The sequence below is a fragment of the Candidatus Dedyshia acidiphila genome (assembly GCF_051025295.1).
In the GTDB taxonomy this organism is placed as follows: domain Bacteria; phylum Acidobacteriota; class Terriglobia; order Terriglobales; family Acidobacteriaceae; genus KBS-83.
Window position 1 is genome coordinate 17,515 of record NZ_JBMGJV010000037.1, and the last position, 21,971, is coordinate 39,485.

Below are 21,971 nucleotides of genomic sequence, written 5' to 3' on the forward strand. Positions count from 1 at the left end.
ACTGAAACACACTTTCGTGACCCCAACTTACTGATATCGCGTACGAAAGGGTGCGGTACGGCGGCTCAGGAAGTTCTTGACTGCTCTGGTTGCAGGTGCCGTATCCTATCTCTTGACCCCATCGGGCAGTTTGGAGGTGGCAGTTCATTGGCAGAGGTTCGTGTGCAGGAAGGCGAGCCGCTTGAGAATGCGCTCCGTCGTTTTAAGCGCAAGGTACAGCAGGAGGACATCATCAAGGAAGTCAAACGTCACTCCTTCTACCTGAAGCCAGGCGAGCGTAAGCGTGTCAAGGAAGCACTGGCACGCAAGCGGAATCGGAAAAAGGCACGCAAAGAGCAGGACTAACCAATCCGCAGGACCCGGGCCCGCAGAACGCATCCGTGATGCGGGCCCCTGTGCGTCCAACGGTCGGCACCAGGTTCGACACTCCAACCTTCCCTGGAGTTCACTTTTCCTCCCCCAAGGCTTTGCAGTTTGCAGCAAGCCGCTTCGCGGCTGGGCCAGATTGTTTGGTTGATCTTCCGAGGAGGGCGGGATGTCGACGGCCAGTTGCACAGGCTGGGCGACGGACCGGGTCATGGAATTCCACGATAAAGTGCTCAGGTGCGTAGACTGCGGGAAGGATTTTGTCTTCACCGCCGGCGAGCAGTTGTTCTTTCACGATAAGCAGTTTCACAACGATCCAAAGCGTTGCAAAGGATGCAAGCTGAAGCGCGGTGGCGGCTCCAGCGTCCGCGCGGAGACCCGCACCAACTGCTCCGTCTGCAATCAGGAGACGACCGTCCCCTTCCGTCCCACCCAGGGGCGGCCGGTACTATGCCGATCCTGTTTTGAAAACAGCCGGCGTCCAGGCGCCTCCACTCCAGCCGCCGTAGTTCCGGTGGAGATGGCCGTGAGCGCGCTGGACAATACGCCCGAACACGCAGTGTCGACGGGTGCAGGTGAATTGAAGTAGACAAATCGGAACGGGGCGCCGAAAGGCGCCTCAAGTAGGCTGTGCGCCGTTCAACCCTTGAGCTGAACCTCATTGGCCTTGCGGGCCCGTGGCTCCGCGCCGCCCTGAACACCATGATCGGACTGAGCGGCGTGCTTCGCGCGCTGCTTCTTGTCCTCGTGCGTCACCAGCAGTGCTTCAAGCTGCACCAGCAGGTCGTTGGTGTTCATCGGCTTGACCAGCATCTGGTCCGCGCCCTCGTCGCCTTCCCACTCTTCCCCGGGCACGGGAAATGCCGTCAGCATCGCGATCGCTGGATCGTACGCCGCCTGCCGCGCTGCGCGCACCACTTCCATCCCGGCGCGCTCGTTCTCCATGCGCATGTCTGTGATGATCATGTGGTAGGTGTGCGCGCGGATCTTGGACTTGGCCTCGCGGGCCGACGCGGCCGTCTCCACGTCGAAGCCATGCAGTTCGAGCACCGCTTTCAACGTCAGCAGAATCGCGAGCTCGTCGTCAACCAGAAGAATGCGTCGTTTCATTGGATCTTCCTCAAAAGACAATACCAGCAGGGGTCAGAGGGAGGGCGAGCCCGCAGGGGCATGGCCTGACCATGCTTAGATAGGAAACGTGGCAGGATATCACGTTGAAAACTTCGGCTGCCGGGCGAACCACGCCGACGGCGATGCGCTCTCGGCGGCCCTGGGAGGAACCCTGGGTGCCGCGCAACCGGCCAGCGATGCAGCCGTGGTCGTAGTGAATACCTGCTCCGTCACCGCCGAGGCCGAGCGCCACGCCCGCTCCTACCTGCGCCGGGTGCAACGGCAGAACCCGGACGCGCAGGTCATCGTGACCGGGTGCTACGCGCAACGCGCACCGGATGAGCTTGCCGCGCTGGCCGGCGTCACCGCCGTGGTTGGCAACAGCCACCGCGCCCGCATTCCCGAGCTGGCGCGGCAGCGACACACAGCCACCTCCACAGATCCTGCTCTTGCCACAGATCCTGCATTTGTGACCGTCACTGCACTGAAGAGCCCGGGCGGCGCGCCGGTCTTTGTGGACGATCGCTTCGCGCACGCCGACCTCGCGTCCACGGCGGAGTTCGCCTTTGCCGGCCTGACCGGCTCGTCTGACACGCGCCCCAATCTCAAAGTGCAGGATGGCTGCGGCAATCGTTGCTCGTTCTGCATCATCCCGACGACCCGCGGCAGCAGTCGCTCGGTACCGCTCGAGCGCGTGCTCGCCCAGGTGCAGGCCTTCACGACCGCCGGCGGCAGTGAGCTGGTCCTCTCCGGCATCAACCTGGGCCGCTGGGGCGGCGACCTCACCCCCGCGGCGCACCTCGAAGACTTGGTACGCGCGCTGCTCGAGCGGACTGCGTTACCGCGCCTACGCCTCAGCTCGATCGAGCCGATGGACTGGAGCCCGGAGCTGCTCCAGCTTTATCGCGAATACGCACAGCCCGGTGCCAGCCCAGACGGACCGCGGCTGGCGCGCCACGCCCACCTGCCGCTCCAGTCCGGCTCGGACACGATCCTGCGCGCGATGCACCGCCGCTACCGGCCCTGGCACTATGCAGAGAAGCTGGCCGCCCTTCGTGCCGCACTGCCGGACGCAGCGCTCGGTGCCGACGTGATGGTCGGCTTCCCCGGCGAGACGGACGCGCTGTTCGAGGAGACGCTTCGCTTCCTGGAAGACCAGCCACTCACCTACCTGCACCTCTTCCCCTTCTCCGCCCGCCCGGGCACGGCTGCGTGGTTGCTCCATCGTGAGCAGCCGGTTCCCGGTGTGGCGGTTAAAGATCGCATGGCGCGGCTGCGCAGCCTGATCGATGTCAAACATGAGGCGTTTCGCCGCGAGGCCACCGGGGCGCCCCTCCCGGTGATCACGTTGAAGCCCTCCCCGGCCCAGCGGGAGCGCGACGTCACGCCGGCCATCAGCGATCACTTCCTGACCGTTGAGCTTGCCGGCGAGCTGCCGCCAAATCGCATGCTCTGGGTCGTTCCAATGGGCGATGAAACGGCAACGCTGTTTCGCGCACGATAGAGCCGAACGATGGCAGCGCGCGGCTGCCGATCACCATCCCAGTTGATGGGCGAATGTTATACTCGACCCGCGAGGGTGCGCCCTCGCAATCAATCGGAGGATTCCCATAGCACTCGATAAACGCTCCGCCAAGTCCTTTATCCGCACCAACGAACGCATCCGTGCCCGCGAAGTCCGCGTGATCGACGAGCAGGGTGAGCAGCTCGGCATCCTGCAGCCGTTTGAAGCTCTCAAGATCGCGCGCGAACGTGGACTGGACCTGGTTGAAGTCTCGCCCAATGCCGTGCCCCCGGTCTGCCGCATTCAGGACTACGGCAAGTTCCTCTACGAGAAGGACAAGAGCGACCGCGCAGCCCGCAAGAAGCAGAAGGTCATCGTAGTGAAGGAAGTGAAGTTTTCCGTCACCGTGGATGAGCACGATTACCAGACCAAGAAGAACCAGGCCGTCCGTTTTCTGAACGAAGGCGACAAGGTGAAGGCCTCGCTGCGCTTCAAGGGACGCCAGATGGCGCACCGCGAGCTCGGCTACGCGATCATCAATCGCCTGATTCAGGACATGGGCGAAGCCGGCATTGTGGAGTTCATGCCGCGCATGGAAGGCACGACGCTGCACGCCATCCTGGCGCCGGGCAAGAAGTCCGAAGCGGTGCGCGCCGCTGCTGCCAAGCCAGCCCCTGCGCCAGCGCCCAAGCCGCCGGCTCCGCAAGGCGCTGCGCCGGTACCGCAGGCGACCGCACAGTCCTGATCTGCCCGCACGGATGCCGCCGGGTCGGCTCCGACCCCGCGGCTGTGCTCCAGAATGCCTGAACGCACGCTCGACGCGCCCACGCTTCGTATAGCGACGGCAGACGATCTGCCCGCGATTCGCGAGCTGATCGCTGTCTCCGTGCGCGTTCTGCAGCCGGAGTACAGCGAGGCCCAGCGAGAGCAGGCGCTCGCCTCGGTCTTCACGCCGGACACACAACTCATCGCGGACGGAACCTACTTCGTCTTCGCGCTGCCAGTTGCCACTGGGCCAGCAGCGCCGTTGGCCGCGTGCGGCGGCTGGAGCTTCCGCGGCACCCTCTACGGCGGCGATGATCACCATTCGTCGCGTGATGCAGCCGCGCTGGACCCGGCGCACGATGCTGCACGCATCCGTGCCTTCTTCGTGCACCCGGACTGGTCACGCCGCGGCCTCGGCTCCCGCATGCTCGCGGCCTGCGAACAAGCTGCGTGGCAGGCGGGCTTCCGTCGCTGCGAGATGGGCGCGACGCTCGCCGGCGTTCCACTGTACGAACGCCACAGATACCAGCGCGTGAGCGACCTGCTCGTCCCGCTTCCGGGTGGCGAGCAGCTTCCCGTCGTGCGCATGCACAAGCAGCTCTCCCGCTAACCGACGCACTCCTCGCAAAACGTCGCCGTGAAGTGTGCGGAATTGTGTCTCGCACTGAAATTTGTGCGACTGGAAGTGGCCTGATTTCAAGCACTCCCGCCATGTTAGCGATTTCATCAACATACATGGCTTGACAGCCCCCTCCCCGCTGTTGCCAAATGCCGCTGCTCGCAGCTTTACATACATCTAGACAAACGAATGACTTGAGCATCATCCATTCGGAGGAGAGCCAGTGCCTGAGCAGTCCCTGAGTCCAATTCCCGCATCCGCGTCGAGGTCCACGCACCGACGCCTACGCTCCCTAGCCTCTGCCTCTCTGCTGAGCCTGGCCATGATCGCGACGATGGCACCGCATGCCGTCGCACAGCTCACGACGTCGGATATTCTCGGCACAGTCACCGATCCCAGTGGCGCCGTCATCCCGAACGCCACCGTAGTGGCGACAAATCTGGGCACCAACGAAAAGCGCACCGCCACCACCAATGGTGCGGGCGATTACGTATTCAGCCTGCTGCCGGTCGGCCACTACTCGGTGTCCGTCAAGGCTCCCGGTTTCCAGGCCGCCATTACGAAGGACCTCTCGGTCGAAGCCGGAGACCGGGCCCGCAACGACGTTCACATGAGGGCAGGCTCGGAAGCGACGACGGTCGAGGTCGAAGCGACCACGCCTCTGCTGCAGGCGGAGAGCGCGACCGTCAGCTCGACCGTGACCGCGCAGGCCGTGCAGGACCTGCCGCTCAACGGCCGCAACTTCGTGCAACTGGTGCAGATCGTGCCCGGTGCGAACGAGGGCCCCGGCAACGGCCTGACCAGCGGCGCGCGCCCGGACGACCGTCGCCAGTCTGCCAGCTTCTCGGTCAACGGCCAGGACGACACGCTGAACAACTACACCATCGACGGCATCGACGATAACGAGCGCATCATCGGCACCATCGGTGTCCGCCCAGTGGTCGAGGCCATCCAGGAAATCACCGTCCAGACCAACAACTACACCGCAGAGGCAGGCCGTACCGCCGGCGGCGTGGTCAGCATCGTGACCCGCGCGGGCACGAATCAGTTTCACGGCTCCGCGTACGAGTACTTCCGCAACGACATCTTCGACGCGCGCAACGTGCTGCAGACGTCGGGCAAGAAGCCGGAACTCCGCCAGAACCAGTTCGGCGGCAGCATCGGCGGTCCGATCTTCAAGGACCGGACCTTCTTCTTCGGCGACTACGAAGGGCTGCGCCAGGTGATCGGCCTGACCTACAACAAGACGACGCTCACCCAGGCCGAGTACAACGACGTCCACAGCATCAATGGCGGATCGCCCGACCTGCTGATCAATGCCGGCAACGGGACGCAGGGTCTTCCCATCGACCCGATCGCGTTCAACTACCTGAGCCTGTTCCCGGCGCCCAATGCAGGCGGCCCGGGCGCACTTTCGAACAACTACATCACCAGTCCGAACCGGACGCAGAACTCGAACAGCTTCGACGTCCGCATCGATCACCGGTTCAACGAGAAGAACAACTTCTTCGGCCGCTACGACTACAACAAGGTGAACACCTTCACCCCTCCCGGTCTCGGTGTGGACCCGGTGACCAAGCTCGAGCTCAGCGGTGGTCAGTTCGACTTCGACGGACCCGCGACTGACACGGCCCAGCAGTACGGCTTCGGCTACACGCACATCTTCACGCCGGCCCTGCTGGTGGATCTGCGTGCCGCTTACACCCGCATCAACAATCTGTCGCTGCCGCTGAACTCGAAGTTCAAGAGCGCAGACGCCATCGTGCAGGGGAACGCTCCCGGCAGCTTTGCCGCCAACCTGAACAGCAACTCCAGCAACCTGACGCCCGTCGGCTTCCCCGGTCTCAGCGACATCGGCGACGGTTCCTTCGTGCCGCTGCAGGACATCGACAGCACGTTCCAGTACACCGGGACCGTGAGCTGGACCCGCGGAGCACACAACCTGAAGTTCGGTGCCACGCTCATCCGCCGCCAGGCGCGCAACGTGCAAAGTCCTTACGTTGCCGGCCAGTATGGCTTCGGCACCAACGTCGACGCCTCCTCTCCGGACGGCGGCGCGACGCAGCTCTCGCAGACCCAGCAGCGCGACAACGGCATCGCCTCAACCCTGGTCGGCGCCTTCACCGGCGAGCAGCGCCAGGTCGACCTGACGCCTCCCGACTATCGCACCTGGGAGCCCAACTTCTTCGCGCAGGACTCCTGGAAGGTCACGCCAAAGCTGACAGTGCTTTACGGCGTGCGCTATGACGTCTTCACGCCGTTCACGGAAGCGCACAACCGCATCTCGAACTTCGACTTTCTCCAGGCGCTCACGCTGACCCCGCAAAGCATCGGCGCGGCGCTGAAGATTCCCAACCGAAACGGGGTCAATAGCAACGCCGGCATCAAGACGGATTACTCGAACTTCGCGCCTCGGCTCGGCTTCGCCTACTCCATCACGCCGACGTTCATTCTCCGCGGCGGCTTCGGGATCAGCTACTTCCCCGGCAACTACACCTCCAACACCGACCTGAAGAACATTCCCTTCCTGTCGAACTTCCAGCCGAACTGCCAGTCGGCGGCAGCCGTTCAGATCGAGACAGACTTCACTGGTGGCAATACCGGCAACGGTCAGTGCGCTCCCGACTACGCGTCCTTCAGCCAGGGCCTGCCGCGGCCCGCGGCTCCGGATATCTCCAACCTGCACGCGATCAGCCCGCTCTCGTTCAACACCGAGGCGTCGAACTTCAAATCCGCAGCGATCGATCAGTACAACCTGCAGGTTGAAAAGCAGATCGGTCCCAATGTCGTCACAATCGGCTACGTGGGGCTAATCGGCCACCATCTCCCACAGGTCATCAACGACATCAACCAGCCGGCGCCGTACAGCCTGAACCCGGCCAGCCCGGTCTACTACAAGAACTTCCCGAACCCGGGGCTGCGCTCCAACAGCGGTCCGCGCCGCCTTGACGCGCAATTTCCCGGCACGCCAGGCGTCGGCGGCGCCCCGAACATACCGAGCAACCTGACCGGTGTCGGCCTGGTACAGAGCGAGGGCATCTCCAACTACAACGGGCTGCAGACCTCACTCCAGCGGCGCTTCAGCCAGGGCCTCTCGTTCGACGCGAACTACACCTGGTCGAAGGAACTGAATGACGCGACCGGGTATTCGGAAGAGGGCGACAACCAGGGCTACAGCGATGCCGATCCGTTCCACCTGCGTCAGACCGAGTACGGCGCGGGCGAAAACGACATCCGCAACCGCTTCGCGTTGTCGGCCAACTATGCATTCCAGTATGGCAAGACATGGACTGGTCTGCGGAAGCTCGCGCTTGCCGGCTATCACCTCAACACCATCGCCGTGTGGCAGAGCGGCAAGCCGTTCTCGATCCTGAATGGCGGTGGCAACAACGACAACACCAGCTTCACCAGCGGTGGCGTCACGGTGACCGAGAACTACGGCAACCGTGCAGTGCCGAACAACGGCGGCGGTCGCGATCGTCCCAACCAGATTGCTGACCCGCGCGGAAACCGCTCGCTGCACCAGTTCTTCAACACGGCCGCCTTTGCCCCCCAGCCCACCGGGACCATCGGCAATGTGCAGCGGAACTCGCTCTACGGGCCGAACTTCCGCCACGTCGATCTGTCGATCTTCAAGGACTTCCCGGTCACGGAAAGCCTCAACGTCCAGTTCCGCGCCGAGTCCTTCAACATCAGCAACACGCCCAGCTACATCATCCCGCTGGGCAGCGGCAACGCGCAGTTGGGCAATCCTGATTTCGGCAAGGTGACCAACTACGACCCGAACTACAACCCGCGGCTCTACCAGTTCGCCGTGAAGCTGCAGTTCTAACGGGCTTCTGCGGCAGCACCGGCAAACAGGCGGTTGACCGCCTGTTTGTTTCTGGCGCAAAGCAGTGACGGGGTGGCGTAGCTAACTCTCTCGACGCAGAAAGGAACACCTCCTTTCTGACCGGTCTACCCGGTTACCTTGGCTCCCGAGCGGAATGCTGGACACCCTCAGGGCGCACGCTGCGCTATAGGTTTCTCAGCGACGCATCCGGCAGGCATGTCCTACGGCAGAGAGGAGGTGCGGCACGCGATTTGAGGAACTGCCCGGAAGCAGGAAGCGCAGCTCGCAGCTCTTGCGAGCAGGCTCGCTTGGCATTACATTCACATCGGCCGATTCGGAGGTTCCCGTTGTTAGTCTCCAGGTACGCTCTGCTCGTGATGCTGTGCTGTGTGCTTTCTGGATGCGCCCACCGTGTACAACGGGCGGCGGCGCCTGTTGCAAACGTGCCCCCGCCTTCTGCCGGTTTGACGGTCTGCGATGCTCCCGACTACACACGATGCCACAAGCAGAAGGGAGTGCTGCCGCCGCACTTGTTGCACTCGGTAGACGTCATCTTCCCATCCGACGCGCGGCGTCTACGCGTGGGAGGCATCTCGGTCGTACAGGTAGTCGTTGATGCCTCCGGCCACCCGCAGCGTGTAGAGACGGTAGACTCGATTCGGAACCGTCTGCCCTCCGATCAGGCAGACGTCGGGCGCGAGATGGATGAGAGCGCGATCGCTTCGGTGAAGCAGTTCCGGTTTGAGCCAGCTACCCTGAATGGTCAGCCCGTCGCGACCCAGATCAAGGTCATGGAGAATTTCCAACTCTACTGAGCCCGCCCGAGTGTTCACGCCGCTTTGCTATACTGACGAATGTCGCCCTGAGGGCGATGCAGACAGGACATCTATGCCGAAGCTGAAGACACACAAGGGCGCGGCCAAGCGCTTCAAGAAGACTGGTACCGGCAAGGTACTGCGCGGCCAGACCAAGATGCGCCACATCCTGACCTCGAAGGAAAACAAGACCAAGCGCCACCTCGGTGGCACTGTCCTGGTCTCGGACGCCGACGTGGCCAAGGTGCGCCGCATGATTCCGTACGCCTGATCCGTTTCTCGGATCAGTGCGATCGAGCGAGTGAAGAGGTTCAAAACGCAGACGTCCTCCCGGACCCTGCTTCCTGCCTCCAGCCGCACAACGAACCACCAAAGGAGATTCTCAGACCATGCCCCGCGTCAAACGTGGAACCAAGCGGCTTGCACGCCGCAAAAAGATCCTGAAGAGAGCCAGCGGCTACTTCCTCACCAAATCCAAGCTCTACCAGGCAGCCCAGGAAGCCGTCGAGCGCGGCCTCAAATTTGCCTACAGCGGCCGCCGGCAGAAGAAGCGGCAGTTCCGTTCGCTCTGGATCGTGCGCATTTCCGCCGCCGCCAAGCAGAACGGCACCAGCTACTCGCAGTTCATCAACGGCCTGAAGAAGGCCGGCATCGAGCTCGACCGCAAGATCCTGGCCGACCTCGCGGTGAACGATGCAACCGCCTTCTCCTCCCTGGTCAAGACCGCCAAGGAAGCCGTCGGCAAGCCAGTCGTGGTCTAAACCGCGCCTGCACGGAATGTTGAAGGGCCCAGCCGAGTGCTGGGCCTTTCTCGTTGCAGGTCTTTCACCCGACGTACTTTACTGCCACATGCGCCGTCGCCGCCGCGGCACGCCGTCCGGATCGTCTGCCACTTCCTCCACGCCGTCTTCGAGGTCACGCGACGTCCGGCGGAAGCGGTGCCGCAGCATCCACACCAGCAGCGCACACAGCAGGATGCCCAGCACGGAGAGGGTAGCGATCAGGTGATCGCGGAAGAGCGCGCCCGCGACCTTCACGATCTCCGGCCCGTACTTCACGGTCAGGATCGCCTCCACGCCGAAGCGCACCATGCGGCCCACAAACACGGCCAGCAGGAAGTTTGGTACGCGCATCTCGAACACACCCGCCGCAAACGCGAATGCCTTCCACGGTGTGGGCGGCGGAAGTGCGGATGGAATCGCCATCGCAAGGAACTCCTGCTTTTCGAAGCGCGCCATCATCGCCTCGTAGCGCGTGCGATCGATGCGCCGCAGCAGGAACAGTTCACCGCCCGCGCGTCCCAGCAGAAACGGAAGCAGCCCACCGACGGCGGATCCGATCGCGGCCAGCAGCACGTACAGGAATGCGTGGCGCCGGTCGTTCCACACGTAGGTGGAGATGATCACATCCATCGGCACGGGGATGGCGCCCGAGTCGATGACGGAGATCAGCCCTACACCCCAGAAGCCCAGCGGCCCAAGCATACCGAAGATGAGGGTCTTGTAACGGGCGAGCCACTTGCCCACCAAACCCGCTGCGGGGGCGCTCACGTGCGCTCTCCAGGGTGCGTGCCGTGCGCTTCGGCCCCGGTCAGCAGTAGCAGCGCATGGGGGACCAGGTCGAGCACAGCCTCGAGCGAGGTGACCGCGCCCTCTGGACTGCCCGGCAGGTTCACGATCAGCGAGCGGCCGAGCGTGCCGCTGACGGCCCGGCTCAGTGGGGCAAGGCGGGTCCGTCGCGCTCCGGCGGCGCGCATGCATTCGGCAAAACCATCGAGAATGCGATCGCAGACCGCGCGGGTCGCCTCGGGTGTCACATCACGCGGAGCGATGCCGGTGCCACCGGTGGTTACGACGAGCGGAGCGGTCGCGGCGTGCTGACGGAGAGCGGCTTCAATCAACGGCTGCTCATCCGGAATGACGTGCGCGTCCGCTACCTCGTAACCGGCAGCGCGCAGCGTGGCGACCACCGCCGGTCCGGATAGATCGGCCCGCTCCCCGCGACTGCGCGAGTCGCTGATGGTGACAACAACTGCTCGCGGTAAGGCAGAACCCATCCGGTGATTGTAAGGGTTCGGAGTGCTGCTTCATGCCTACTCAGGGCAGCGGCAGGCGACGCCATGCTGTGGTGGCATGGAGCCGTCGAGCGCGGGGATGCAGCAGCCATGTGGGTCCTGCTGCGGATCGCCCAGCCGCGCGGCAATGCGCGCCTCGAAGCGTTCGGAGATGAAGTGCTCCAGCCGCTCCGCCTCGTCGTGAAGCTCGTCCACCTTGTAGTCGAGCATGCGATGCAGAAAAGTCTCGATCAGGCGATGGTGGCGAACAATCTCCAGCGCGCGGCGACGCCCAGAATCCGAGAGTCGCACGCCGCGGTGGCGCTCGTACTCGACCAGCGGCTGCTCCGCTGCGGCGAGCTTCTGCAGCATGTTTGTGATCGAGGCCGGCGCCAATTGGAGCCGCTCCGCAAGTGCGCTGCTGCCGACGCGCTGGCCGTCGGCACCACCCAGGGCATAGATGGCCTTCAGGTAGTCGTCGACCGACTCACTGCCGCGGCTCTTGCGGCTCTTCTGAACCATCGCGTCCTCGCCGTACTGGGCATCCGATGCGCGTCCGGCATGAGAGAGGCCAGCATACCCTTCGTGCCGTGTCGGATACTAAACCAGTCTTTCACGCGCGTGTGGGGCGGCTCAACGGACCATTAGCACCATCAGCGACGCGTCGTCATGGAAGTTGCCACCGCAAAAGGCGGTCACCTCCTCAAGAATGCTCGTGCGTACCGCCTGGGCACCGCCGGAAATCGAACTGCGCGCCGCCGCGACGATGCGTTCGTCGCCAAACTCCTCTTCATCGCTACGCATGGCCTCTGTCACGCCATCGGTCACCAGCAGCAGGCAGTCGCCGCTGCGGAGGTCGAGTGCGCGGTCCTCGTACGTGGCCGAAGAGAAGAGGCCGAGCACGATACCGCCACCGTCGAGCGGGAACGCCGCGCCATCGCGAAGCAGGATGGGCCTGCAGTGGCCGGCGTTTTCATAGCGCAGCCTCCGCGTCTCCGGCTCAACGAGGGCATAGAAGAAGGTCACAAACTTCGCTGCAGCGATGCTCCCGCAGAGGGTCTGGTTCAGGCGCGTGCAGAGGGCGGCAGGGCCGCGCTCCTGGGGCGCGAAGGCGCGCGTTGCTGCCTGCAGATTGGCCATCAGGAGCGCCGCACTGATGCCCTTGCCGGAGACATCGGCCATGCACAGCGCGATTTCAGAGGCGCTGATGGAGAATGCGTCGAAGTAGTCGCCACCCACCGACTGTGCAGGTTGCCAGGCGCAGGCAATCTCCATCCCGGGCAGCACGGGCAGCTCGCGCGGCAGCAGATGTGCCTGGATCTCGTGTGCCGTCTTCAGGTCGGCTGCCTGCGCGGAGAGCTGCACTTCTCCGACAGCCACCTGCTCCTCGAGCAGTCGGTTGCGCTTCTCCCAGTGTGTGCGCGTTGACATCACGGAGTAGATCGCGATGCCCGTCAGCAGAGACACAAGCGTGCCGAAGCGCAGGTTTTGCCAGAAGTAAGCGGCCCGGTGCACCGGGTAGCGGTAGACGGCGAGCAGCGTGAAAGCGGCCAGCAGACTGCCGAGAGCGGCGACCGGGACGAGGATGACCAGGTAAACGGCCCACCCACGCAGCGGGCTCACGCGCGTCAGGTAGGGCGTGGTGCCATGGAGCGAGATCGCGATGACGTTGCCGACGATCAGCGTGAACAGAAGCGTCGCCACAAGGTTCGGTGGGTTGCTGAAGACCCAGAACAGCAGCGACACCGCGGCGCCGACACCCATCAGAATCAGCTCAAAGCGGAGAAAACCTATGCCCAAGAAGAGCTTGTCTCCCGATCCGGCGGCACGTTGGATCGGCAGGGGAAGGCCGGTGGCCAGCTCTGGCGTTCGAGTTGATCCGGCTCCTGGCATGGTCGCGTGCGGCAACGGCACATTTCGAGCAGGCCAGCGGGCGATTGTGCCTCGCTCGGGCTTTTCGAGAGTGAGACAATACTAAGACACACCGGTGCGGGTTCCTGGGTCTTCCAGGTGACAGACCGCGTCTTCCTGATTGCATGGCTATCACCGAAGTCCCACCCCCGCAGAGCGCTCCGCCGGGCTCGAACCCGGAGCCCCCCACCGGCCCCCGGTTCCGCCGGCGCTCCTCCACCCGCTATGAAGGGATGGATTCGACCGAACTCCTCCACCTCATCGACAACCTGGAGGATGAGCGGTCGCGTGCCAGGGTGCGCGAGGGCATTTACATCTCCGTGCTGGCGCACGTGCTGGTGTTCCTGTGGATCCTCTTCGGACCGCGGTACATCCTGCACCAGCCCAAGGTGATCAGCCCGTTTGAGGTGCTGAAAGATCGCCAGAAGCGAGAGCTAAGCTATCTGACGCTGCCGCCGGACGCGCTCAAGAACATCCGCCCGAAGAACCCGCGCGCACTGTCCGACAAGAACAGGGTCGCGCAGTCGCAACACCCGACCCTCGATCAGAAGACGCTGCAGCAGCTCGAAGCGATGCGACGTGCCGGGCCGCCCGCCCCCCGCACTGCGCCAGCCCCGCAGCAACAAGCTCCGCCGCCGCCGCCGCAGACTGCGCCGCAACAGGTGGCGCCACCCGAGCCAAAGCAGCCACCCACCCAGCCCCTGGCGCCGCAACCGCAGGGGGTCACGCCAGCACCACCGCCCAGCCCGAAACCGGCGCCGAGTCAGCCCAGCTTCAACACCGGCGTCTCCGCGGGTGAGGCGATTCGGCAGGCTGCCCGGGGCGCGTCGCAGCCCCAGGTCGGCGGAGACTACGGACAGGGCCGCATGCCGCAGCACCAGGGGCTGAACGCCGGGGCCGATATCCTGAGCGACACCATGGGGGTGGACTTCGGCCCCTACATGCAGCGCGTGATCGCTGCGACGTATCGTTCCTGGGAGCCGCTGATTCCTGAGTCCGTCCGTCCCCCGCTCAACAAGGCAGGCAAGGTCGGCATCGAGTTCCGCATCGATCCGGACGGCAGCGTGCGCCAGATGGTGTTGCGCTTCCCCTCCGGTGACGTAGCGCTCGACCGGGCTGCGTGGGGCGGGATCACCGGCGCGTCGCCCTACCCGCCGCTGCCCAAGGACTTCAAGGGGCCCTACCTCGCGCTGCGATTCGGCTTCTACTACAACATCAACGAGGACAAGTAGGCCGGTGCCTCGTCTCGGCCGCCATCATGGCTGACCGGCACGAGCGTGCTCTCGCCCTGCGGCGGCGACAGATCTTCGGCCTGCTGCTGATTGCACTGCTGGTGCTCCTCGTCGCCGTCCTGCGCGCACACCGCGGTGAGCTGTTCCCGCCCGGCTGGTGGCGGTGGTAGATCGCGAGCCGCTGCTGGTCGTGCTCCTCGGGCCGACGGCGAGCGGCAAGACCGCGCTCTCGCTCTCCCTGGCAGAGCACCTCCGCACGGCAGGTCGCCAAGCCGAGATCGTGAGCTGCGACTCTGTCGCGGTCTATCGCGATCTCGAGATCGGCACCGCCAAACCGTCGCACGCAGAGCGGACCCGCGTGCCGCACCACTGCCTCGACTTCGTCTCACCGGACACCCTGTACAGCGCCGGGGATTACCAGCGTGACGGGCGCGCCGCGATCGCAGAGATTGCCGCGCGTGGCCACCTGCCCATCGTGACCGGCGGCACGGGTCTCTACCTGCGTGCGCTGCTGAACGGTCTCTTCGAGGGGCCGCGCCGGTCCGAGGAACTGCGCGACCGCCTGCGCCGGTCAGCGGAGCGGCAAGGGTCGGGGTGGCTGGCCCGACTGCTCCGCCGGCTCGATCCCGCAGCAGCCGGCCGCATCCATGCGAACGACACGCCCAAGCTAATCCGTGCCATCGAGGTCTCGCTCCAGGCGCGCCAGCCGATCACGCAGGCGTGGACGGCCGGTGCTCTCCCGTTGACTGGCTTCCGCATCCTTCGGCTCGGGCTGGCGCCCGATCGCAGGGCGCTCTACCAGCGCATTGACGAGCGTGCGGCTGCGATGTTTGAGCGCGGACTGATCGAGGAGACCGCGACCCTGATGGCACGGTATGGGGAGGAGGCACGGGTGTTTGACACGCTCGGCTACCGGCAGGCGCGTGAGCATCTACGCGGCGCGCTGCCACGCGAGGCAGCGGTCGAGGCGGCGCAGCGAGGGCATCGCCAGTTCGCGAAGCGGCAGTTCACCTGGTTCCGGCGCGAGCCGGATGTGGTGTGGTTTGCGGGCTTCGGGGACGAGGCAGCGATCCGGGACCGCGCGACCGCTGCTGTCGAAGCAGCCCTCTAGGAGGAAAGCCACCGTTGCGGTGGCTTTCTCTTAACTGCAGGGCGTGAGGTTATTCCCCGAGCTGGCCTTGTTCGTCGAGGTCACGTTCAGCGTGAGCTGAATGCACTTCGTTACCGACTGGGCGCCGCTCACCGCGGTGCCGTAGATGCGGATGATGCTCTCGCCATTGGGCGTGCCCTGGTTCGGCGTCGGCCCGTGATTCAGGTACGTGTAGCGCTGGGCGCAGGAGCTCGCCCCACCGATCAGACTGATCATCACGCAGAACAGCGAGAGTGTGCGCAGGCCACCGCGGCGCCCCCATCCGAGCCCGGCCAGACCCAGCACACCGGGTAGCAGAAAGGCATAGACGAGGCCGGAATCATGGCCGGACAAGTCACGCAGTGAGGCAAGTTTGCCAGACGGTGCGACTGTCTCAAGTGTCATCGTGCTCGAACCGGCGACTCCGGTTACGGCTACGTTTGTCGGCAGGAAGATGCAGGAGGAGTAAAGCGGCAGGCCGGCACATGACAGGCTGACGTAGTTGTTAAAGCCCGCGGCGGGAGTCACGGACACCTGCACCGATCCCTGCTGCCCGGCGGTGACATTCAGCGTGCTTGGTGTGGCGGTCAGCGAGAAATCCGGAGTGACGGCATTGCCGGTCAGCACCAGCGGCGTCGACGCGGAAGCAGACGAAGCAGCGGTGCCACTGAAGTTCGCATGCACGTCGTGAGCGCCGGGGGCGAGCCCGGCGACGAGCAGTCTCGCGGTGCCGTCCGGTGAGACGAGTGCGGAGCCCAGCGAGCGCTCCACGCCTGCGGTGTCGCGGTCGAGGAAAGTCACGGTGCCGCGCTCACCTTGAGCGTCGGGCAGCGGCGAGATGCGCACCTCGAGCGTGAGCCGGCCATCAGCAGCGCCTTCGCTGCTCAGCACGGTGGTGCTCGGCGCAGCCATGCGCAGATCGCCCTGCGCCGCGTTGGCTTGCGCCACGGCGTCAGGCATCAGGCCAGTGACGAGACCAGCCAGCAGAAGAGCCAGGGGAACAGCGCGCCCGCACAGGCGCAGGGGTGACACGAAACGGCGCGAAGCTGACAGCAAATGCAAATCCCTCGTGGAGCCGAGACGGAGATGGAGTGCACTACCGAAACGGGGTGTACGGGTATTGTATCTGCCGGGCGCACCGTGCGCCGGGATCGTGCCGTGCGGCATGGCAGGATGCTTCGCCATCCGGTATCGATCAGTGCTGCGGCTGTGCCGGCTGCGCCTGCTGCACCTGGCGCGCAGCCTGCCCGGCCAGCGTGCCCTCGGGCGCGCCCGGCTGGGCAACGGAGCGATGCGCCACCGCGCGGGGGCTGCCGTCGTCGGACTCGACCGAGGGCTTTCCGCTCACGCTGTTCACCGGCTCGCGGGAGTCCGGGGCCGTGTGCGTCTGGTTGCGATTGCCTGCGTCCGCGGCCTGCGGCTGCTCGCCTTTGCGCTGACCTTCCGTGCCGCCGTTGCTACTGTTCGAGGTATTGCCTGCGTTGCTGGGTGACGTGCCGCCCGTGTTGTTCGGGTTGTTGCCACTGGACGAGCCGGTGCTGCTGTGGTGGCAGCCAGCGACCGCAATACTGGTGGAAAGGAGGAGCGCAGCGAGAGCTCGGCGGCGGGGGACCATTCTAGAGATGATGCCGCGCGAAGTGCGAACGTTCGCCGCGAGAGTTCCCCTTCCGGCGATCAGCGATTAGTCTTCTCCTGCCTAACGGAACCCGCCCGCATGATTGACACCCCTCGCCTGCTCCGCTCGTCCCTCATCGCCGTAGTCCTGCTGCTCGCCACCACCGCCACACTGGCTCAGGCCACCTCGGGGAACGCCGTGGTCATCGATCACAGCGGCAGCACGGTCGTCTTCGAGCCATACGCGCCGAACATCGTGCGCGTGACGCTGAGCCTCCAACGCGACTCTGCGTTGGCGCCGCCGGGCTACGGCGTTGTCGCCCATCCGGATGCGGCCGGCTGGCTGCACTCGAACGACGCGCAGGGCGACAGCTACCGGTCGCCGCGCCTGGTCGTCACGCTCGATGCGCCGCACGCGGGCGGCAAGCCCAGCCTGACCCAGCAGGACATCGCGCGCTTCTTCAACGGGTCCACCCCGGGCGCACACATCCGCATTGCGACGCCCGAGGGCAGCACGCTGCTCGAGCTCGAAGGCTGGCAGCAGTCCGTGCCCAATCACAAGGATGGCAATGCGGACGTGCTGCTCGATCGCCGGCCCAGCGATCCGCCGTTCTTCCAGGTGGGCGCAACCTTCGCGTCCCCGCCCGATGAGCACTACTACGGACTCGGCCAGGACCAGCACGGCTTTCTTGACCATCGCGGCCACACCGTCGAGTGCTGGCACAACTACACAGCGACCGGCGGCCCCAGCGTATGCGTGCCTTTTGCGGTAACGAATAAGGGCTACGGCATCGTCTGGGACAATCCCTCGCAGACCACGGTCGAGCCAGGCTTCAACGAGCAGACACGTTGGACGTCACAAGTGGGGCGGCGCGTTTCGTTTTTCGTGATCGCGGGGCGCACCACGGATGAGATCTACCAGGGCTATCGTCTGCTTACCGGCGCGACGCCGATGCTGCCCAAATCCGCCTACGGGCTGATCCAATGCAAGCAGCGCTACATCACGCAGAAAGAGGTGCTGGCGGTCGCGAAGGGCTACCGCGAGCGCCACCTGCCGCTCGATGTGCTGGTAGTCGACTGGTTCTACTACACCAAGATGGGCCAGATGGATCTTGATCCCACGAAGTGGCCCGACCCGGCGGCGATGAATCGCGAACTGCACGCGCAGGGTATTCAGACCATGATCAGCGTGTGGCCGCGCTTCGTGCCCGGCTCGCGCTACTACGACGAGTTGAAGCAGAAGGGCTGGTTCGAGCACCTGGCCGACGGCACGCCGACGAATGGGCTGCCCTACGACCGCGCCGGCTCCGACATCGACACCACCAACCCCGACGCTGCTCGGTGGTTCTGGGGAACGATTCGCGACAACCTGGTGAGCAAAGGCTTCGACGCGTTCTGGGCCGATGAGACCGAGCCCGACCTGCCGCCGAACGGCAGCTACTTCCACGTCGGCCCGGGTACGGAATACTTCAACGTCTATCCGTTCTTCCACACCGCTGCGCTCTACGATGGCTTCCGCCGCGACTTGAAATCGCGTGCGCTGATTCTGTCTCGAGATGCCTACCTGGGCGCGCAGCACAATGGCGCGATCTTCTGGTCGTCGGATATCTCGGCGACCTGGGATGCGCTGCGGCGCCAGGTGCCGACAGGTCTCGACATGACGGCGTCGGGGATGGCGTACTGGGGCAACGACATTGGCGGCTGGCAGTACCTGCCCGGGCGTCACGTACCGGCGCATCCGCCGCTCATTGACCCATCGGACGCACGCGCCAACGTCGGCGGCTACGACGACTACCCCGAGCTCTACACGCGTTGGTATGAGTACGGCGTCTTTCAGCCGAACTTCCGCACGCACGGCAGCCGCGATCACAACGAGGTCTGGTCTTACGGCCACGAAGCGGAGCCGATCCTCGAAAAGTATCTGCGACTGCGCTATGAACTGATGCCCTACATCTACTCGCTGGGCTGGAGCGTGCACCAGACCGGCGCGCCTTACATGCGCGCGCTGTTCATGGACTTCCCAAACGACCCTGCGGTCGCCGATCTCGGCGATGAGTACATGTTTGGCCCGGCGCTGCTGGTCGCCCCGGTAACGGAGCAGGGCGCGACCACGCGGCGCGTCTACCTGCCGGCCGGCACCGATTGGTATAACTACTGGACTAACGAGCGCGTGCATGGCGGACAGACGATCACTGCCGCTGCCCCGATCGACACGATCCCGCTGTTCGTGCGCGCTGGAGCGATCCTGCCGCTCGGCGTGCCCATCGACAGCACAGCGCAGCCGCAGGCGATCGCCAAGGTGCGCGTGTATCCGGGGGCGAGCAACGACTTCGAGCTTTACGACGATGACGGAGTCAGCTACGCATACGAGAACGGCGAAAGCCACATCACGCACCTGCACTGGGACGACGCGAGCCGCAAGCTGACGCACGAAGGAGCCGAGATGCGGAAGGGAACGGCCGAACCAGTAATCGACGTCGTGTCAGCGCGCTAGCAGAGATGCCGTATCCCCTGACGATCTAGTGCATGCGGCGTCGGTCGTCGGGATCGACGTAGCGGCCTTCCTTGTCGAAGTGCACCTCGCGCCCCTGCTTGCCCATGTAGACCTGGAACTTGCGCGCGGCGCGGGCGCGCTTCCAGCGGTAGTAGCTGTTGCGCACGCCGTAGAGGCCTTCGCTCGCGGCAAAGCCGTAGCCGCGGCGCGGTGCGAGCTTCGCATACAGGTAGCCACCCAGCCCGCCCCCGAGATAAGCCACTTCCGCCAGCGCGTTGCCGCCGCCGATCAGCATGACGAACGCGATCAGCATCAGCACAATCGCCAGGTACTTCGCCTTGATTCCGAAGGGGAGCGGAAACATAAAGAACTGCTGATCCCCGAACAGCACCGCGAAGCACGCAAGCAGGCCGAACAGCGCAGCATCCGTGCCGTTGATTGTGGCCCGCGGCGTGAGGTGCAGGATGCCGGTGAACGAGAGCGCCGTCGCGAGCACGCCACCAGTCAGCGTCGAGATCAGATACGTCTCAAGCAGGAAGCGGCCGCCCCGCAGATCTTCGAGATAGAAGCCCATGAACCACAGCGAGAGCAGCGAGAACAGCGCGCCAAAGATGGACGCCGTCGGCACAAAACCGAAGGTGAGTGGCTGCCAGAGGAAGAAGTTGTGGACGACCGCGGCGGGCGTCAGCATGAGCAGCGCCGGCACGATCGCGAGGGCGTGCACCAGGCGGATGAGGATCTCCGCCGCGAAGACGACGAGGTTGATGAGGACCAGCCGCTTCACCATGCCGGCGAAGGGCGGAAACGACAGGGTCAGCGGGCGAGAGCCGGGCATACGGTCATTATCCTCCCCGCAGCCCTCTCCCGTGGGCTAGCGCTCCGGTGTGGGGGCAACGGCGGCGCTGCACTGCTGCCGGACGTTGCAGGCGCGCACGCCGAAGATCACGTTGTCCTTCGAGACGGGCAGGGTGGCGGAGCCTTTGGCCGCATCGGCCGGCAGCACTGCCTGATGGAACTGCCAGTCGGGCGCGGAGGTGTCTCGCCACACGATGTCGATTCGTGTCTCGGGACCTGCGCCCGAGCCGGGCTTCCAGTGCAGCGTGCTGTTGTTGTCGAGATCGGTGGTAACGACGCGCACATCGACCGGAGCCGCCGGCGCGGAGGCCAGCGTCGCGAGCGCCGCCGCGTTCAGGCGCGCGACATTGGCCACGTACCGATAGTCGACAAACTGCAGCAGATCGCCATACTGCTTGCCGTTCTCGGTGCGCACGTTCTGGTGTTGATGGTCGAAGTTCTCGCGCCACTCGGTAAAGCGCACGGCGGCGAAGCCCAACTGGTTGAACGAGGAGTGGTCTCCGCCGCGCAGGTAGCGGTCGAGGCGGAACTCCATCACTGGCTGAAGAACCTTCGGCTGGAGGTAGGTGCGGCCCACGCCTTCGATGGCACGGGCCAGCTCGCGAGAAGGCCCATCGCTTTCGAGGCCCAGCGTGAGGGTGCGGCGCACTTCGTCGGGTGTCGCGGTCGAGGGCACGCCCTGCGAGAAGACGCGCACGCGGGTCTTGTCCTGCATCGTGTCGCCCGGCGTGGTGTCGCCGCCCACGATGTCATTGTTGAGCACGCCGGCGAGCTGCCAACCTTCGTCCTTGGCAAGCTTCGCGAGGTGCTTGCTGCCGTTGAGTCCCTGCTCTTCCCCAGCAACCGCGACGAAGACCAGCGTGGCGGGCCAACGCTGCTGACTGAGCACACGCGCACATTCGAGGCTGACCGCGACCCCGCTCGCGTCGTCGTTCGCGCCGGGCGCGACGGCATGTGTGTCCATGGTGTCTGAGTTGCGCGAATCGTAGTGGCCCGTCACCAGGTACATGCGCGGAGCCTGCGCCGGATCGCTGCCTCGCAGCACGGCGTACACGTTTGTCAGCTTCGTCGGGGAAAGAATGCGTGAGCGCGGGCTGGTGTCCGCCGGCTCCATATACGTATCCGTCTTTACGTCAAGACAGCCGTGGCACGCATCCGATACCTGGCGGAACTGCTGCTCGATCCAGCCGGCGGCCGCGGTCACACCCGTGTTTGCCGGCAGGTCGATGTTCATGCTCGACAGCGTGTTGCGATTGCCGAAGCTCACCAACGTGCGGATGGTCTGCTCGATGCGCGACGACGAGATCTCGCCGATCGCTTTTGCAATGGCGGGGTCCGCGGGCGCCGTGCCGATCGGTGTTCCTGCGTTTGGCTCTGGCGCCGCGCCGGCGGTCGGCATCAGAACAGAAGCGAAGGCTGCGAACAGCACACACATCGCGGCAGTCCGCGTAGTCCGGACGCCTGCAGCAGCGGGTATTCTCTCTGGGTGGCGCACAGGCGCATCCTCTCACAAGCGGGGCAGGCATTGGTGCATGGCATGCTGTCCTGCTCGCTTGACGCACGGCAGGGTTGCTTCTACAACTACCCCTAAGCCGGTTTCCTCTGTTCGTACTGGAGGACTGCCGGGGTAGTGACCCTCTTCTCCCTCGATCCGCGACGCACATAGAAAAAA

The 21,971-nt window shown here is 64.8% G+C and carries 22 protein-coding genes; 13 read left to right on the plus strand and 9 right to left on the minus strand.

Going from position 1 to position 21,971, the window contains the following annotated elements; genetic code table 11:
- Positions 1-147: 147 nt before the first annotated feature.
- Together rpsU and AC5IJH_RS14340 are read left to right on the plus strand one after the other, a co-directional pair.
- The gene (rpsU, locus tag AC5IJH_RS14335) at positions 148-345 is read left to right on the plus strand and encodes a 30S ribosomal protein S21 (protein ID WP_020708083.1); all 198 of its coding nucleotides are present in this window, start codon (positions 148-150) and stop codon (positions 343-345) included.
- Between the two features lie 232 nt (positions 346-577).
- Positions 578-955: a zinc-ribbon domain containing protein gene (locus tag AC5IJH_RS14340; protein WP_491903530.1), complete on the plus strand. Its 378-nt coding sequence runs from the start codon at positions 578-580 to the stop codon at positions 953-955.
- Between the two features lie 50 nt (positions 956-1,005).
- Here AC5IJH_RS14340 and AC5IJH_RS14345 read toward each other — a convergent pair whose 3' ends face one another.
- On the minus strand, positions 1,006-1,476 hold the full coding sequence (locus AC5IJH_RS14345; RefSeq protein WP_491903509.1) for a response regulator: 471 nt from the start codon (positions 1,474-1,476) through the stop codon (positions 1,006-1,008).
- 88 nt (positions 1,477-1,564) lie between these two features.
- Here AC5IJH_RS14345 and AC5IJH_RS14350 point away from each other — a divergent pair, with 88 nt between their 5' ends.
- From AC5IJH_RS14350 to rplT, 7 genes are all read left to right on the plus strand, one after another.
- A complete protein-coding gene (locus AC5IJH_RS14350; protein WP_491903510.1) occupies positions 1,565-2,980 on the plus strand; it encodes a MiaB/RimO family radical SAM methylthiotransferase in 1,416 nt (471 codons plus the stop codon).
- A gap of 139 nt (positions 2,981-3,119) precedes the next feature.
- Positions 3,120-3,725 (plus strand): translation initiation factor IF-3, encoded by a 606-nt coding sequence (infC, locus tag AC5IJH_RS14355; protein ID WP_491903531.1) that lies wholly within the window; start codon positions 3,120-3,122, stop codon positions 3,723-3,725.
- 54 nt (positions 3,726-3,779) lie between these two features.
- Complete coding sequence (locus AC5IJH_RS14360) at positions 3,780-4,355, plus strand: GNAT family N-acetyltransferase (protein WP_491903511.1); 576 nt, start codon at positions 3,780-3,782, stop codon at positions 4,353-4,355.
- Positions 4,356-4,686: 331 nt separating this feature from the next.
- Positions 4,687-8,196, plus strand: a complete 3,510-nt coding sequence (locus AC5IJH_RS14365) for a TonB-dependent receptor (RefSeq protein ID WP_491903512.1) — start codon at positions 4,687-4,689, stop codon at positions 8,194-8,196.
- A gap of 464 nt (positions 8,197-8,660) precedes the next feature.
- Complete coding sequence (locus AC5IJH_RS14370; protein ID WP_491903513.1) at positions 8,661-9,011, plus strand: energy transducer TonB; 351 nt, start codon at positions 8,661-8,663, stop codon at positions 9,009-9,011.
- Between the two features lie 73 nt (positions 9,012-9,084).
- On the plus strand, positions 9,085-9,282 hold the full coding sequence (gene rpmI / locus AC5IJH_RS14375; RefSeq protein WP_491903514.1) for a 50S ribosomal protein L35: 198 nt from the start codon (positions 9,085-9,087) through the stop codon (positions 9,280-9,282).
- Between the two features lie 118 nt (positions 9,283-9,400).
- The gene (gene rplT / locus AC5IJH_RS14380) at positions 9,401-9,772 is read left to right on the plus strand and encodes a 50S ribosomal protein L20 (RefSeq protein WP_491903515.1); all 372 of its coding nucleotides are present in this window, start codon (positions 9,401-9,403) and stop codon (positions 9,770-9,772) included.
- A gap of 78 nt (positions 9,773-9,850) precedes the next feature.
- Here the strand turns inward: rplT and AC5IJH_RS14385 are convergent, their stop codons facing one another.
- The 4 genes from AC5IJH_RS14385 to AC5IJH_RS14400 all read right to left on the minus strand — a co-directional run bounded on the left by AC5IJH_RS14385 (position 9,851) and on the right by AC5IJH_RS14400 (position 12,864).
- A complete protein-coding gene (locus AC5IJH_RS14385) occupies positions 9,851-10,561 on the minus strand; it encodes a YqaA family protein (protein WP_491903516.1) in 711 nt (236 codons plus the stop codon).
- The gene (locus tag AC5IJH_RS14390; protein ID WP_491903517.1) at positions 10,558-11,067 is read right to left on the minus strand and encodes a MogA/MoaB family molybdenum cofactor biosynthesis protein; all 510 of its coding nucleotides are present in this window, start codon (positions 11,065-11,067) and stop codon (positions 10,558-10,560) included. The genes AC5IJH_RS14385 and AC5IJH_RS14390 overlap by 4 nt, the downstream gene beginning before the upstream one ends.
- 36 nt (positions 11,068-11,103) lie before the next feature.
- Entirely contained in the window at positions 11,104-11,586 is a 483-nt protein-coding gene (locus AC5IJH_RS14395) for a metal-dependent transcriptional regulator (RefSeq protein ID WP_491903518.1), read from the minus strand.
- Between the two features lie 111 nt (positions 11,587-11,697).
- On the minus strand, positions 11,698-12,864 hold the full coding sequence (locus AC5IJH_RS14400) for a PP2C family protein-serine/threonine phosphatase (protein ID WP_491903519.1): 1,167 nt from the start codon (positions 12,862-12,864) through the stop codon (positions 11,698-11,700).
- Between the two features lie 236 nt (positions 12,865-13,100).
- Between AC5IJH_RS14400 and AC5IJH_RS14405 the strand changes: the two genes are divergently transcribed.
- Genes AC5IJH_RS14405 through miaA form a run of 3 tightly spaced genes read left to right on the plus strand, consistent with a single transcriptional unit; the run spans position 13,101 to position 15,318 of the window.
- A complete protein-coding gene (locus AC5IJH_RS14405) occupies positions 13,101-14,207 on the plus strand; it encodes an energy transducer TonB family protein (protein WP_491903520.1) in 1,107 nt (368 codons plus the stop codon).
- A gap of 26 nt (positions 14,208-14,233) precedes the next feature.
- Positions 14,234-14,377 carry a hypothetical protein gene (locus AC5IJH_RS14410; RefSeq protein WP_491903521.1) on the plus strand — a complete coding sequence of 48 codons (144 nt, stop codon included), beginning with the start codon at positions 14,234-14,236 and terminating at the stop codon, positions 14,375-14,377.
- On the plus strand, positions 14,371-15,318 hold the full coding sequence (gene miaA, locus AC5IJH_RS14415; protein ID WP_491903522.1) for a tRNA (adenosine(37)-N6)-dimethylallyltransferase MiaA: 948 nt from the start codon (positions 14,371-14,373) through the stop codon (positions 15,316-15,318). The genes AC5IJH_RS14410 and miaA overlap by 7 nt, the downstream gene beginning before the upstream one ends.
- Before the next feature lie 30 nt (positions 15,319-15,348).
- Here miaA and AC5IJH_RS14420 read toward each other — a convergent pair whose 3' ends face one another.
- Both AC5IJH_RS14420 and AC5IJH_RS14425 read right to left on the minus strand, forming a co-directional pair.
- On the minus strand, positions 15,349-16,296 hold the full coding sequence (locus tag AC5IJH_RS14420; protein ID WP_491903523.1) for an Ig-like domain-containing protein: 948 nt from the start codon (positions 16,294-16,296) through the stop codon (positions 15,349-15,351).
- Positions 16,297-16,531: 235 nt separating this feature from the next.
- Entirely contained in the window at positions 16,532-16,951 is a 420-nt protein-coding gene (locus tag AC5IJH_RS14425) for a hypothetical protein (RefSeq protein WP_491903524.1), read from the minus strand.
- Positions 16,952-17,050: 99 nt separating this feature from the next.
- On the opposite strand from AC5IJH_RS14425, the gene AC5IJH_RS14430 reads away from it, so the two are divergent.
- Positions 17,051-19,444 (plus strand): glycoside hydrolase family 31 protein, encoded by a 2,394-nt coding sequence (locus tag AC5IJH_RS14430; protein ID WP_491903525.1) that lies wholly within the window; start codon positions 17,051-17,053, stop codon positions 19,442-19,444.
- 25 nt (positions 19,445-19,469) lie between these two features.
- Here the strand turns inward: AC5IJH_RS14430 and AC5IJH_RS14435 are convergent, their stop codons facing one another.
- Positions 19,470-20,279, minus strand: a complete 810-nt coding sequence (locus tag AC5IJH_RS14435; protein ID WP_491903526.1) for a rhomboid family intramembrane serine protease — start codon at positions 20,277-20,279, stop codon at positions 19,470-19,472.
- A 36-nt stretch (positions 20,280-20,315) separates the two neighbouring features.
- Positions 20,316-21,698, minus strand: a complete 1,383-nt coding sequence (locus tag AC5IJH_RS14440; protein ID WP_491903527.1) for a M20/M25/M40 family metallo-hydrolase — start codon at positions 21,696-21,698, stop codon at positions 20,316-20,318.
- Positions 21,699-21,971: the final 273 nt, after the last annotated feature.

Excerpts from the sequence above, each read along its gene's own strand:
- AC5IJH_RS14340 (WP_491903530.1), top strand. The coding sequence starts at position 578 with ATGGAATTCCACGATAAAGTGCTCAGGTGCGTAGACTGCGGGAAGGAT.
- AC5IJH_RS14345 (WP_491903509.1), bottom strand. The coding sequence starts at position 1,476 with ATGAAACGACGCATTCTTCTGGTTGACGACGAGCTCGCGATTCTGCTG.
- AC5IJH_RS14360 (WP_491903511.1), top strand. The coding sequence starts at position 3,780 with ATGCCTGAACGCACGCTCGACGCGCCCACGCTTCGTATAGCGACGGCA.
- AC5IJH_RS14365 (WP_491903512.1), top strand. The coding sequence starts at position 4,687 with ATGATCGCGACGATGGCACCGCATGCCGTCGCACAGCTCACGACGTCG.
- rpmI (WP_491903514.1), top strand. The coding sequence starts at position 9,085 with ATGCCGAAGCTGAAGACACACAAGGGCGCGGCCAAGCGCTTCAAGAAG.
- rplT (WP_491903515.1), top strand. The coding sequence starts at position 9,401 with ATGCCCCGCGTCAAACGTGGAACCAAGCGGCTTGCACGCCGCAAAAAG.
- AC5IJH_RS14390 (WP_491903517.1), bottom strand. The coding sequence starts at position 11,067 with ATGGGTTCTGCCTTACCGCGAGCAGTTGTTGTCACCATCAGCGACTCG.
- AC5IJH_RS14395 (WP_491903518.1), bottom strand. The coding sequence starts at position 11,586 with ATGGTTCAGAAGAGCCGCAAGAGCCGCGGCAGTGAGTCGGTCGACGAC.
- AC5IJH_RS14405 (WP_491903520.1), top strand. The coding sequence starts at position 13,101 with ATGGCTATCACCGAAGTCCCACCCCCGCAGAGCGCTCCGCCGGGCTCG.
- AC5IJH_RS14410 (WP_491903521.1), top strand. The coding sequence starts at position 14,234 with ATGGCTGACCGGCACGAGCGTGCTCTCGCCCTGCGGCGGCGACAGATC.
- AC5IJH_RS14420 (WP_491903523.1), bottom strand. The coding sequence starts at position 16,296 with ATGCCTGACGCCGTGGCGCAAGCCAACGCGGCGCAGGGCGATCTGCGC.
- AC5IJH_RS14425 (WP_491903524.1), bottom strand. The coding sequence starts at position 16,951 with ATGGTCCCCCGCCGCCGAGCTCTCGCTGCGCTCCTCCTTTCCACCAGT.
- AC5IJH_RS14430 (WP_491903525.1), top strand. The coding sequence starts at position 17,051 with ATGATTGACACCCCTCGCCTGCTCCGCTCGTCCCTCATCGCCGTAGTC.
- AC5IJH_RS14435 (WP_491903526.1), bottom strand. The coding sequence starts at position 20,279 with ATGCCCGGCTCTCGCCCGCTGACCCTGTCGTTTCCGCCCTTCGCCGGC.
- AC5IJH_RS14440 (WP_491903527.1), bottom strand. The coding sequence starts at position 21,698 with ATGCCGACCGCCGGCGCGGCGCCAGAGCCAAACGCAGGAACACCGATC.